This is a genomic window from Virgibacillus sp. DJP39 (genome assembly GCF_049310925.1).
Classification (GTDB): domain Bacteria; phylum Bacillota; class Bacilli; order Bacillales; family Amphibacillaceae; genus Virgibacillus_F.
In genome coordinates this window covers 39,862-52,932 of record NZ_JBMERP010000007.1, presented here as the reverse complement: position 1 = coordinate 52,932, position 13,071 = coordinate 39,862, and the positions used below count along the sequence as shown (strand labels likewise).

Annotated in this window: 10 protein-coding genes; 6 read left to right on the top strand and 4 right to left on the bottom strand. The window is 37.9% G+C overall.

What is annotated here, in order from left to right:
* The first annotated feature begins 156 nt into the window (after window positions 1-156).
* Genes ACOI1D_RS04520 through ACOI1D_RS04510 form a run of 3 tightly spaced genes read left to right on the top strand, consistent with a single transcriptional unit; the run spans window position 157 to window position 2,926 of the window.
* The gene (locus ACOI1D_RS04520) at window positions 157-1,770 is read left to right on the top strand and encodes a gamma-glutamyltransferase family protein (protein WP_422499574.1); all 1,614 of its coding nucleotides are present in this window, start codon (window positions 157-159) and stop codon (window positions 1,768-1,770) included.
* 37 nt (window positions 1,771-1,807) lie between these two features.
* Window positions 1,808-2,386, top strand: coding sequence for a chromate transporter (locus ACOI1D_RS04515; protein ID WP_422499573.1), 579 nt, complete (start codon window positions 1,808-1,810; stop codon window positions 2,384-2,386).
* 12 nt (window positions 2,387-2,398) lie between these two features.
* Entirely contained in the window at window positions 2,399-2,926 is a 528-nt protein-coding gene (locus ACOI1D_RS04510; protein WP_422499571.1) for a chromate transporter, read from the top strand.
* A 170-nt stretch (window positions 2,927-3,096) separates the two neighbouring features.
* On the opposite strand, the gene ACOI1D_RS04505 is transcribed toward ACOI1D_RS04510, so the two are convergent.
* Window positions 3,097-3,558, bottom strand: coding sequence for a BsuPI-related putative proteinase inhibitor (locus tag ACOI1D_RS04505; RefSeq protein WP_422499570.1), 462 nt, complete (start codon window positions 3,556-3,558; stop codon window positions 3,097-3,099).
* A 211-nt stretch (window positions 3,559-3,769) separates the two neighbouring features.
* Here ACOI1D_RS04505 and ACOI1D_RS04500 point away from each other — a divergent pair, with 211 nt between their 5' ends.
* Both ACOI1D_RS04500 and ACOI1D_RS04495 read left to right on the top strand, forming a co-directional pair.
* The gene (locus ACOI1D_RS04500) at window positions 3,770-4,474 is read left to right on the top strand and encodes a plasmid pRiA4b ORF-3 family protein (RefSeq protein ID WP_422499569.1); all 705 of its coding nucleotides are present in this window, start codon (window positions 3,770-3,772) and stop codon (window positions 4,472-4,474) included.
* 63 nt (window positions 4,475-4,537) lie between these two features.
* The gene (locus ACOI1D_RS04495) at window positions 4,538-5,389 is read left to right on the top strand and encodes an MBL fold metallo-hydrolase (RefSeq protein ID WP_422499568.1); all 852 of its coding nucleotides are present in this window, start codon (window positions 4,538-4,540) and stop codon (window positions 5,387-5,389) included.
* 21 nt (window positions 5,390-5,410) lie between these two features.
* Here ACOI1D_RS04495 and ACOI1D_RS04490 read toward each other — a convergent pair whose 3' ends face one another.
* The 3 genes from ACOI1D_RS04490 to bglX all read right to left on the bottom strand — a co-directional run bounded on the left by ACOI1D_RS04490 (window position 5,411) and on the right by bglX (window position 11,485).
* The gene (locus ACOI1D_RS04490; RefSeq protein WP_422499567.1) at window positions 5,411-5,806 is read right to left on the bottom strand and encodes a hypothetical protein; all 396 of its coding nucleotides are present in this window, start codon (window positions 5,804-5,806) and stop codon (window positions 5,411-5,413) included.
* Between the two features lie 163 nt (window positions 5,807-5,969).
* Window positions 5,970-9,299: a GH36-type glycosyl hydrolase domain-containing protein gene (locus ACOI1D_RS04485; RefSeq protein WP_422499565.1), complete on the bottom strand. Its 3,330-nt coding sequence runs from the start codon at window positions 9,297-9,299 to the stop codon at window positions 5,970-5,972.
* Window positions 9,300-9,322: 23 nt separating this feature from the next.
* Window positions 9,323-11,485 carry a beta-glucosidase BglX gene (bglX, locus tag ACOI1D_RS04480; RefSeq protein ID WP_422499563.1) on the bottom strand — a complete coding sequence of 721 codons (2,163 nt, stop codon included), beginning with the start codon at window positions 11,483-11,485 and terminating at the stop codon, window positions 9,323-9,325.
* Window positions 11,486-11,745: 260 nt separating this feature from the next.
* Here bglX and ACOI1D_RS04475 point away from each other — a divergent pair, with 260 nt between their 5' ends.
* Window positions 11,746-12,981, top strand: coding sequence for a sugar ABC transporter substrate-binding protein (locus tag ACOI1D_RS04475; protein WP_422499562.1), 1,236 nt, complete (start codon window positions 11,746-11,748; stop codon window positions 12,979-12,981).
* Window positions 12,982-13,071 lie beyond the last annotated feature (90 nt).

Below are 13,071 nucleotides of genomic sequence, written 5' to 3'. Positions count from 1 at the left end.
TTTCTCCCCCCACTGAATGGTAGTTGATTTGGCTGTTAGCTTGTGAGGTAGTTATCCCCACCTTCATTTCCTCCCAATATGTAGGTGGGGGCTTGCTGCCAATAAAATTGCGATGAAATTAAATAAATTCTATTACTTATATCAGGAGGGATTCATATGCATTCTTTTAACTCTCAATCACACCCGTATCCAACTACCCGAAATGCAACGTATGCTAGTAATGGTATGGTTGCAACATCTCAGCCGCTCGCAGCACAGGCAGGATTAGATATTTTGAAAAAGGGTGGAAATGCAATAGATGCTGCAATTGCTACAGCAGCTTGCCTTACTGTAGTAGAACCTACTTCTAATGGAATTGGTGGAGACGCCTTTGCATTAGTGTGGGTGAAAGGCGAACTGCATGGTTTAAATTCCAGTGGCCGTTCTCCAAAAAGCATCTCAATTGATGCTGTGAAGGAAGCTGGGCACGACGAAATTCCTAAGTATGGATTTACACCAGTAACTGTTCCAGGAGCACCAGGAGCTTGGGCGGAACTCTCTGAAAGGTTTGGAAAGCTTCCATTAACGGAAGTATTGCAGCCTGCAATTCATTATGCGACAGAAGGGTATCCATTATCCCCGACATTAAGTAAGTTTTGGAATAAAGCTTACGAAGGTTTTAAAACAAATTTGCAAGATGATGTTTTCAGGCATTGGTTTGAGACTTTTGCACCTAAAGGTCGTGCTCCTAAAGTTGGGGAGATATGGTCTTCACAAGGTCACGCCGAAACATTACGCTCTATCGCTGAAACGAATGGCGAGTCATTTTATCGTGGTGAACTGGCGGAGAAGATTGCTGATTTTTCAAAAGAAAATGGTGGCTATTTAACCGCCGAAGATCTTGCCGAACATAAAGCGGAATGGGTAAAACCAATAAAAGTTAACTACCGTGGTTACGATGTCTGGGAAATCCCTCCCAACGGACAGGGTATTGTTGCACTTCAGGCATTAAATATTTTAAAAGGATTTGAGTTTCCAGAAAAAGAGTCAGTGGAGACCTATCACAAGCAAATAGAAGCTCTTAAACTTGCATTTTCAGATGGGCATGAGCATGTTACGGAAGAAGACAAGATGAAAGTCACTTCTGATGAATTGTTAAGCAATGAATACGGGGAATTACGCCGAAATCTTATTAGTGATGAAGCTCTTTTACCTGAAGCAGGAGAACCTTCTTTAAGTGGAACGGTTTATTTGGCTACAGCTGACAATGAAGGTAATATGGTATCATTTATTCAAAGTAATTACATGGGATTTGGATCTGGTTTAGTTGTACCGGGTACAGGAATTGCCCTTCAAAATCGGGGGCACAATTTTTCAATGGACTCGAGTCACGTAAATGCTTTAAAAGGTGGCAAGAAAACCTACCACACGATCATTCCTGGATTTTTAACGAAAGGCCATCAAGCGGTTGGTCCTTTTGGTGTAATGGGAGGATTTATGCAACCACAGGGTCATGTCCAGGTCATTATGAACACAATTGACTTCGGTCTTAACCCGCAGGCAGCACTGGATGCACCACGCTGGCAGTGGCAAAAAGATAAAACTGTCGAAGTAGAAAACAGGTTTCCTCATCATATCGCGCAGGAATTGGCAGATAAGGGACATGATCTTAAAATTGCCCTTGAACCAAACAGCTTTGGACGTGGTGAAATTATCTGGCGCGACCCTGAAACAGGTGTATTAGTAGGTGGTACTGAATCCCGAACGGATGGTTCTGTTGCTGCATGGTAAAACTAAACGATAGAAATAACCAAAAGGAAAATCATTTATGAGAACACAATGGAATTTATTTATAGCATTTTTTAGAATAGGTATGCTTGGATATGGCGGTGGGCCAGGTTCTATTCCGCTTATTCATAAAGAGGTAGTAGAAAAATATAAATGGATGAGTGATGAAGATTTTGGTGATCTATTGGCTTTAGGGAATACGTTGCCAGGTCCAATTGCAACTAAACTTGCAGGGTATATTGGACATAGTGTTTCAGGTTTTATTGGTATGATAAACGCTGTCATAGCCACAATTTTACCTACTATTGTTTTGATGATCGTTCTTTTAACCTCATTATCCTCTATTGACGACCTTCCATGGGTTCAGGGAATGACTGCTGCTGTTATACCAGTAGTTGGGGTTATGTTAGCGGTTTTAACATGGCAGTTCTTTAATAAAGCAGTAAAAGGCATGGGCTGGATGCAAACAGGAATCATGATTGTTATCATATTTATTATGTTATATCTATTAAATCTGCATCCAGGAATTATAATTGGATTATTAATCGTTATTGCATTAGGTAGGAAAGATAAGGAGAAACCAGACGACAAAGGATCGGAAAAAGTCAGGGAGAGGTAGGGTGGAAACATCATGAAGTATTGGCATATATTTTTAGCCTTTTTCATCCCAGGTATTCTTGGGTATGGTGGTGGACCAGCCTCCATCCCTTTAGTGCAAAATGAAGTAGTGAAGTATGAGTGGATGAGTGTGCAAGAGTTCAGTGAGATGCTGGCACTTGCAAATTCGTTACCTGGTCCAATTGCAACTAAAATGGCTGGGTACATAGGTTATGATGAAGGTGGTATTCTTGGTGCAATTATAGCTGTTTTTGCAGCAGTTGCCCCTTCCTTAATTATTATGATTTTATTGGTTGGAGTTCTTTACAAGTATAAGGATTCCAGTAAAGTAAAAAGGTTAACACAATATGTACGGCCTGTAATTGCAATCTTACTGGGTGTTATGGCATGGAACTTTTTTAAAGAATCCTATGAAGGAATTGGCTTGTGGCAAACAGGATTAATAACAGTAAGCAGTTACTTATTAATTGAAAGAATGAAAGTACATCCTGCCTTTGTAATAGCCGCAGCATTACTATACGGTGGATTATTGTTAGGTTAGAAAACGGTTGGTGCCTGGCACCAACCGTTTTCTAGTTTTGGCAATAAGGAAAATATAAAAATTCCCTTATTGCATAAGTGCAACCAAGGTTTTCTAAGTTTGTTTCAATTTTTGTATTTATGTGTTCAGCAACTCTTTAAAGGTCCCATGTTATATTTTTTGATATAGGGTTATTCAACGATATAATCCGTACTGACTTTGTATTTTTCATCTCTTGTAGCGGTTAACCAGGCTTCTAAAATATACGTTCCACTTTTTACATTAACTTTTGATAAATCAATTTCATAAACCAGTTCTTCACCCGGCTTCAACTTTTCTTCCCCTAAAGCCTGTATGAACGATGCCACACTTGAATATAAGAATACTTGCTCGCCATCTTTATTTATTAATGCATAGTCATAGCGCTGACCACTTGTGAACTCGAACTCAACTACTTTTCCAGTTTGATTTTTAACCCTGTATTCGAACATCCCATTACCTAAATCAATTAAGGAAGGCACGACTTCTCCTGTTACACTTTCTTCTTTGTCAGACCCTTGTTGACTATTCGTTTGATCTGAGGAACCACAGCCTGATAATAGTACAATTATCAAACCACAGAATAGGATTTGGATTAACCCCCGCTTTTTCATAAACTCACACCTTTTATAGTTTTAAATTACTCTTCTATTTATTATAGACGTGTAAAACGTAAAAAGGGTTACATGTTTTCTTTTTGTTGCTTTAAGCAGGGTGCCGGACGTAAGAGGATGGGGATGACGTCAAAAAAAATAGGATGTATGCTAAAATTAACTCAGCAACTATTATTTAGCCTAGAAATTTAATAGAAAGCGGGATGATAAAATGAAAGCTTATCAGATCGAAATTGAACTAACTGGATCGGACCCTCTAATCTGGAGAAGAATTGTTATGCCTGCGGGGGCAACTTTCAACAGACTTCATGACGTTATTCAAACGGTAACAAATTTTACAAGTGGCTATCCCTATGAGCCTTCGCATCTCTTTGAATTCACTTTGTCGGAAGAAAATATTAGAGTTACCAATAATGAGGAAGCGTATCAGGAGCATCAGCATTTTAAGAAAAACCGTAAAGCGATAGAGAAGAAAATGTCAGAAGTTGATCCCAAGTTTTCAAAATATCAAGAGGTGCAGTTAGCAAACCTGAGAAAGACGGTTCGTAAGCCAACAGGAATTAAGGTTGATAACTATATCGAAAAGTATGGTGAACTTAACTATAACTACGATTTCGGGGATGGCTGGCAGTTTCTTGTAAAGCTAGAGGGAATTACAGAAGACTATCATTACGGTTACCCTACGTTGATTGATGGTGCTGAAACTGCTCCACCCGAGGACGTTGGAGGAATGTCAGGATATTATGAGTTTCTCAAAATCTTCAACAATCCTAAACATCCAGACCACGATGATACAAGGGCATGGGCTAACGAACAGGGTTATAGAGAATACGATGAACGTTTTCTCAACGACATGCTAAAATCCATTAAGTACAAGAAAACAGAGTGGGATAAAATAAATGAGAAGAAAGCGTAAAGGTAAATCATTGTTATAAATGTTTTTTGAAGTTTCATCTTTTTATCGAAAGGGATGGTTATTTTGTCAAAATTATCTAGAACGAGTGCATCTATAGCTCAGGAAATTTCAACTACATCTGTACCGGAAGATTCTCTTGCATTTTGGAGCTTAGGGCAGTCTGGGATTGTATTAAAAGGTAAAGGTAATGATGGTTATGTTTGTATCGATCCTTATCTATCTTATTCTATAGAAAAAAACGACCCGGAAACAGAGTTCAAGCGGGCATTTCCTCCTGTAATGGAGCCTGAGGATCTTTCTGGTATAAATGGGGTTCTTGTAACGCATGCTCATGATGATCATCTTGATTTGACGACGCTTGATGAAATTGGAAGGGTTTCGGACAAAACAAAGTTTGCTATCCCATCTCCTGCAGTGTCTATGTTAGGTCAAATATGCGTTAGTCAGGATAAAATAATACCTGTAAAAAATGAAACAGCTTTCCAGATTAAAGGATTTAAAATAGAGCCAATTGCTGTAGCTCACGTGCAGTATGAAATAGTTGGTAAAGACAGCCAGTATATTGGTTATTGTATTGAAGTAAACGGTGTAAAGATATTTCACAGTGGTGACACTGTTGTAACCACAGCCTTAGTAGAGAAAATAGCTGACTTTGCTCCTGATATAGTATTTCTCCCAATTAATGGAGCAGATTATTTCCGCACGGCAAGAGGAATCGCAGGAAATATGAGCTTTCGAGAAGCCGTTGATTTTTCTAAAAAAGTTAACGCAGACATGCTTATACCCGTTCATTATGACATGTTCCCAAACAATAGAGAAAACCCAGCCTATTTCGTAGACTACCTATTTCAAAGCTCACCAACACAAAAATTCCATATGATGACACCAGGCGAACGATTTACTTACTTTAAGTAAGTCGGTGCCTGGCACCACACTTTATCTTCTTTTTTTCTTTACTAATTTTACGAGAAGGAAAACTGTAATACCTACAAAACAATAGATGATGAAGAACACGATGAAACCCCATAGTCCCATTACAGCATCTGCAAATTCCATATTACCGCGGTTTGTAATTGCCTGCTGTAATTCTATCGCAAAAACCAGTACGATCATAACTGTCAATGTATATATGAATGCTAAAATTGTAATGCTCCATTTCATTTTTTCAACAATCTTAAAAACACTGTATACAAAGAAAAAAGTTACGATCCCGATAACTCCAATAATCCAAAAGTGAAGCTCTTTGTCGGTCATCTGAAGTCCGAACAAATCGAGGAATCTGTCATGAATGTTGTTAACTATACCTGCTAAAAATATAATGACGTCTTTCATAAATTGCCTCCGTATGTAAAAGATTTATAGTGTTTATTCTACTACACCTTATGATTGAATCGCTATATCTATTACATTAACAATCTTGGCATTATTTATGAAAGTGATATTCTTCCGAACAAAATGAACCCACAACTCAAAAGGGGAGGTGTGGGTTCACTTATTATAAATAGATTTCTATTTTATTTTTACCGGCTGTAAGAAACTTCTCAAGGATTTCATGTCCAACAACGAATCCACCATCACGATAAGGGTTAATTATGAATTCTGTTTCCAGACTTTGTCCATTAACAACTAAGCTTTTCTTATCCTGGCTTAGATGATAAACAAATGTAACAGGTAGTTTATTGAACATAAAGGTAAACTGTAATCCATCCAATTTGTCTGGCAAAACTGGGTCAACAATAAGATTGCCTTTTTCTTGACGTATTCCTAGGGTGTTGGAGATTAATTGGTTCATATAAATTCCAGGGCCGCTTGAATAAATGCGCCATCCACCTTTCACATGTACGGTTCCATCTCTTAATTTATCAAAGTGTTCTTGCGCTTCATATCGAGTACTGAATTTCCCATCTGAACTACTGAAATAGGTATTGCTTTGACGTATTTCTGCGTTTGGAACGATATCTCTAATCCCAATCGGATTGATAACTGATAATCCTCTCCACACTTCATTTTCATAACCGATTTTAGCCATTGCTTCAACAAATCGAATATTAGCATGTACGTATTGTAGACCAATTTCACGTCCGAAATTTGCAGCTTGTTCCGCGCGTTTGAAATGCGTACTTACTCCCCCAGTGTAGTTAGCTGGTCGATCCATTAGACGGACACCATCTGGAAAGTAAAGTTTTTTCTTAATAATATCATAATGTTCTTTAGCCTCTTCTAATGTTAAGAGTTCGCTAATCATACCTCGAAGCATCGGCAATAGTCGATAGTTAATTCCGGTTTTTGAATCGGTTGGGTGTAGCATAAATTCAGGTTTCCCTGGTTTCTCCATGTAAACAAAGCCTGGTAGAATTTCTTCGTGATGGATATAACGGTCATAATCACGTTTAATTCCTAAAGCTATTTCGTTTAATTCATTAGCTTCCTGTTTATAGGGTTCTGTTAGTACTTTTGATAGTTTATTAATTACTTGGAATGTTAATGCTACTGTCCAGCTTGAAACCATAAATTCTTTTAATTGGGCATTTGCTGGTTGAAGTGTATCGTCCCAATCACCATCGCCATAGGATGATAAGCATGTATCATGTATAAATTCATCCTTAATGTGATTAATTGCTTTTGTAACATGTTCTAAAATAGTTTCAGTTTTTTCAGTGTATCCAAATCCTTCTCGTTCTGTGTAGGGAACTTGTTTTTGTAAAATTGCATAGTCATTTGTTGCTTCCAAATAATCAGCAACTACTTTCAATGGCCAAACAACTACATCTCCGTGACTCTCAGCTTGTTGAATGTTTGCATATTTATCAAACATAAACCATTGTGGCCAGTTTCCGATATCCTCGTACTGATGGGAGAAAACCTTTTCAATAATTTCTTTGACCGATTCAAAATTTTGTGTAGCCATAAAATATTCAGTAGGCCCCTGGCATACGTCACGTGTTCCCCATGCCGCTCCGATATATTGCTCCAAACCCCGAGGAACAGAAAAATGAACAAGCATATTGTGTGTATACCACCATGCTGTGGCGTTCATTTTTTCAAGTTCTTGTGTTTTAGCGTTATCGATAGAAAGGTTAAAGTTATTCATGACACCACGGTAAAAAGTACGGTAACTCTCTGTTTCTACTAAGAAGTCTTTCTTTTTCCAAGGCCTAATTTCATTATATAGTAAACCTTGTATTTCTATTTCCCACTCACTTGAAGCATATAGTTGTAAAACTATAAGCGAAGATGAACCGGGGGCGTTTTTAACTAAAAGGTTTTCATCTTTTTGCTGAACTGTTGCGCCAGTTACATGAAGTCGATAAGATAAGTCAGGATATGTTGTTGAACTATCAGCTTCAGAATCAGCAAAGAAAGATAATGTATTTCCTTCTTTTGTCATCTTGAAAGGTTTTTCATATTCGTTATTATTCATTGTTATCTGGGTTGTAACTAGGTAATTATAGGCTTTGCCGCTAGTTGATTTTACTTGAAGTCGCACTTCAGGTGTATCGACCGTTGTAAAGTTTGTAATGATTAAGACATCGTCACTTATTTTGTAGTACCACCGTGCATAGTTAAATCCTAGTTCAAACATCGTGGGCATCGTAAGTAATTGAAACTTTCCATCCATTTCTACATAGATCCTTTGGCCAGATGTTTTCATTATATTTAACGGATTTCGGATGTTCGATAACATTTTGTTCATAGACGTATTTCCTACAGTTAGTTGGGAATTGAATATCCCGTACATAAAACAGGTGGTCGTAATTGTGTCTTCTTTTAACTTATCATTATGACCACTCATTAAAATATGACCGTGTGGGCGTTCCACTAGTTGTTCTTTTTCCTTCAGAATAACGTGTTCATACGTATCCGTAAAAAAGGAAAGTAAGGACTCGCCCTCATATTCCTCTTGGTGACGTTTCGGGAAATATTCACTGATTTCCTCATTTGTCATCGACAGTGTTTGAAGTGGTTCTCCAACAGTAGGAGAAGTACTAGTTTTATCCAGCTGCGTGCAGGTTTTGGTACTTAGTTTATTTACTTCTTCCCAAGCGCTCCATATCTCATCATTAAATTCTAAGGAAGTAATGGCAGATTGGTGGTCCTCTTTAAAAAGACCATAAAATACAACATTATGCCTACCAGATAAAGTGATTCGCTCTGACTGTAATGCAGTATAGGCAAATTCATATTGGTAGATATCATTTGCTAAGGTGGACTTACTTAGTACTTCTGGTTGGTTTGTAGTCTTATATGACAAGCCAAAAAATTGAAATCCATCTGTAGAATAACCTACTGCTTTAGTAAGTGCACCTTGTTGCATGTATGGGAAGCCATCGGTCATCGGCTGATTTTGTCGTGTGCATATAACATGACCTCTCGAAGTATCTTTAAATACTTTATGGTCCATATATTGGGACATATAGGCTTCGTTTGATCTGACTGCACCATAATCAGCAAGACCCAAATCCTGCCCGTAGATAATGTCTACATCTAAATTATTAGCATTTAACGTAACATCCCAGAACCAAATTCCCTTTGAAGACAATCTAAATGTAATCTGGTAATCTACGCCGTATATAGAACCTCGCCAGATAACATGAGTTCCATTCGTATACACAGTACTATTAGATTTTACACCCAGTAACGGAAAAGCTTTTATTTCGTCAGATTTGTAAATCCGTAAGAAAAGGTTATTTAATGCACCATCAATAGAATTTGACAATAATTGATTAATCATTGTGTCTTTATGGCGAATTTCATACAAATCACCACTTTTAAAAAAAGTGAAACTTAAATCTCCTTCGTTAATCATTATTTTAGGCTCGTGCATTGTTTCATTCTCCTCTTCGGCAGTTATTTTAATAATTCAAAAGGAATAGCTTGTACATCCCGGCTGTTCGGTCCAATATAAGCAATAAATTTTCCGGAGTCACTAGAAAACTCTAAATTTGAATGGTGGTAGCGTAATTGTTTTTCTGAGATTGTAAAGGATATTTCTTTTTCCTCGTTTGGTTGTAAGTGAACCTTTTTAAAGCCTTTAAGTTCTTTTAATGGACGTACGACTTCCCCTACGAGGTCACGAATATAAAACTGTACCGTTTCTACTCCTGCTTTACTCCCTGTGTTTTTAACGGTCACTGTTAATGTTATCGGTTTTTCAGCGGTCATTTCAGTTGCTGAGAGTCTCATGTTGTTGTAGGTGTACGTTGTATAACCCAATCCGTAACCAAATGGAAACAGAGGTTCATTTGGGCTGTCTAAATACTGTGATATATACCGTTCTTGAGCATCTGGAGCACCTTTAGGGCGCCCGGTGTTGAAATGGTTATAGTAAACTGGTACTTGTCCAACAGAATCAGGAAAAGACATTGTAAGTTTTCCTGATGGATTTACGTCGCCAAAAAGTAAGTCAGCAATTGCTACTCCACCCTCTGTACCTGGATACCAAGCTTCAACTACTGCATCAGAGTGTTCTATAACTCCATGCAAATCTAATGGACGCCCATTAAATAAAACAGTTACAATTGGTTTTCCTAGTTCTTTCAATTTTTTTATTAAATCGAGTTGTACTTGTGGTAGCCTAATATCTGTCAAGGATCCTGCTTCACCGCTCATTTCGGAGTCTTCACCAAGTGCTAAAACTATAACGTCAGCATCCTTTGCAGCTAGAAGCGCTTCATTAAGCTGGGAGTCAGTCCTTGTTTCAACATCACAGCCTTTGGCAACAAGAAGGTGTGAATCACCTAATTTTGTTCTCAAACCTTCATTCATTGTAATGGCATCATCCTTTGATCCCAGCCCAGACCAGGGTCCAAGAATGTCATTACTACTAGCAAAGGGGCCTATTAAAGCAAACTTTTGGTGTTTGTGTAATGGAAGAATAGCCTCATTTTTTAACAACACAATGGATTTTGTTGCTAGTTCACGCGATACCTGTCTATGTGCATCACTCATGACGACTTCTTGTTCAAGTCGAGCGTCTGCGCCCCGATAAGGGTTGTCAAATAATCCCAACTTTTGTTTGAGTTGCAAAATGCGTAAAACGGATTCATTAATTAATCCTTCGTCAATATCCCCATTATTAATAAGTTCTTTTAAATTTTTTACATAGCACGCGGTCATCATTTCGATATCAACCCCAGCTTTTATTGCTTTTAAGGCTGCTTCTTTTTCATCACTTGCAATGCCGTGTGGAATTAATTCTTTTACAGCACCCCAATCTGAAATAATGACCCCATCAAAATTCCATTCGTCGCGAAGCAGGTCTCGCATTAGTTGTTTATTTCCAGTTGCAGGTATGCCATCAACTGTATTAAACGCTGTCATTACCATTTCACTCCCTGCATTAAGTGCAGCCTTATATGCTGGTAAGTAGGTTTCACGTAGTTCACGTTCTGACATATTTACAGTATTATAATCACGGCCTCCCTCTGGAGCTCCATAAGCAGCAAAGTGTTTCACACATGAAGCAACACGTTTATGGTCCTTCGTCATATCGGTTCCTTGAAACCCGCGAACTTGAGCTTTAGCAAATTGACTATTTAGATAGGAATCTTCTCCCGTGGATTCCATCACTCTCCCCCACCGCGGATCACGAACCAAGTCAACCATTGGTGCAAACGTAACGTGGACACCGGAAACTGCTGCTTCATACGCAGCAATTTCAGCGCTTTTTTCTGCAAGTTCTAAGTCCCAAGAACAACCAATTGCTAATGGAACGGGAAAAATAGTTTTATACCCATGAACAACATCGGACATAAATAAAAGGGGGATACCTAAACGGTTTTCCTTTAAGTGTTGTTGTTGAATGTTAATTACTTCATTTGCACCAGAAGCTCCAAGTACAGAACCGCTGTTGAGAACGACGTTATCGTCAATACCCATACCAACCATTGGTCCAGTAATTTGCCCACGGTCAGTTGCCCCCATATAAAAAGGGGTGGCTAGTTGGATAAGTTGTCCTATTTTCTCATCCAATGTCATTTTTTCCATCAGTGAAACTAAATTTTTATTCATAGTTAGAACCTCCGTGTAATTAGTGAAACGTTTCGATTGATTGTATAGTGGGATTATAAAGTCTTTTGCTATAATGGTCAAATTCTTTTTTCTTTATTTTCCCTTGTAATATAGGTATAAACAGTGCATTAAGTGAAATTAAATAAATAAAAAGTATAAAATTTCAAAAAAACTATTGAAAGCGGATACAGTATTGATTATAATCAAAGTATCGAAACGTTTCAATAGATTACTATAAAATAAAAACAGGGGTGTTTGGATTGAAAAAAACTAAGTTATTATTTTTGCTTTCGATTTTCGTTGCTTTTGCAGTACTAAGTGCTTGTTCTGAAGAGGGATCAAAGGGTGAAAGCAATACGATTGAAGTATGGGCAATGGGTGAAGAAGGTAAGAAACTAGAAGAACTCGCCAAGAAATTTGAAAAAGAAAATGAAGGTCTTACAGTAGATGTACAAGCTATACCGTGGGGAAGTGCTCATGATAAATTGTTAACTGCTGTAGCCTCTGGAAATGGACCGGATGTACTACAATTAGGTACTACATGGGTAGCAGAATTTGCTGAAGCTGGTGCATTAAAGGATTTATCCAAGTATATGGATGATTACCCGGAATTTGCTCCTGATAATTACTTTGAAGGTTCTCAATCTGTAATGAAGCGCGGGGATGAAATTGTTGGAATTCCGTGGTATGTGGATACCCGTGTTTTATATTACCGTACAGATATCTTAAAAGAAGCTGGCTATGATAAAGCACCACAGACATGGGAAGAATTAAAGGACGCGGCGGCTAAGCTAGCAGCCCGTGGAGAAGGCCAATTTGGACTTGATATTGATCAAAAGGACCAGATAACACCATTCATTTTTGCATGGCAGAATGGATATGAAGCAGATTTGAAAAATAATGATTTGAATTTCGATTCACCTAAATTTATTGAAGCGATGAAGTATTATCACAGCTATTTTGAAAAAGGCTACAGTCAAACGCAACAAGGTGGAGACATAGTTCAAGCATTCAGCAAAGGTTCAAAACCAATGTTCTTTAGTGGGCCGTGGATGATTAACATAATAAATGAACAAGCTCCTGAAATTAAAGGGAAATGGGCCACAGCGGTTATGCCTAAGAAGGAAACAAGAACATCCAGTATGGGTGGATCTGTATTATCTGTTTTCGATACGTCAAAGAATGTAGATAATGCGCTGAAATTTATTTCTTATATGAATGAAGTGGACACACAACTTGAATGGCTAAAGATTTCCAATACACTTCCAGCAAGAACGGAAGCTTGGGAAGATCCTTTGTTAAAAGAAGATCCTAACTACAAAGTATTTGGGGAGCAATTAAAGCACACAAAAGCAGGAATTCAAATTGAAGAATTTGAGCGTATTGCTCAAGAACTTTTAAGCTCACTTGAAAGAGTTAACGCAGGTGGAGCGGATTTACAAAAAGAAATGGAAAAGTTTAATCAAACAGCTCAGGAATTATTAGAGGAAGAATAAATTCGACAAGCTATTATAATAAAGAGAAATATGGAGGCGATTAGCAGTTGCTTGCCCTCCATATTTCTTTTTAGATATATTACTTGCAGT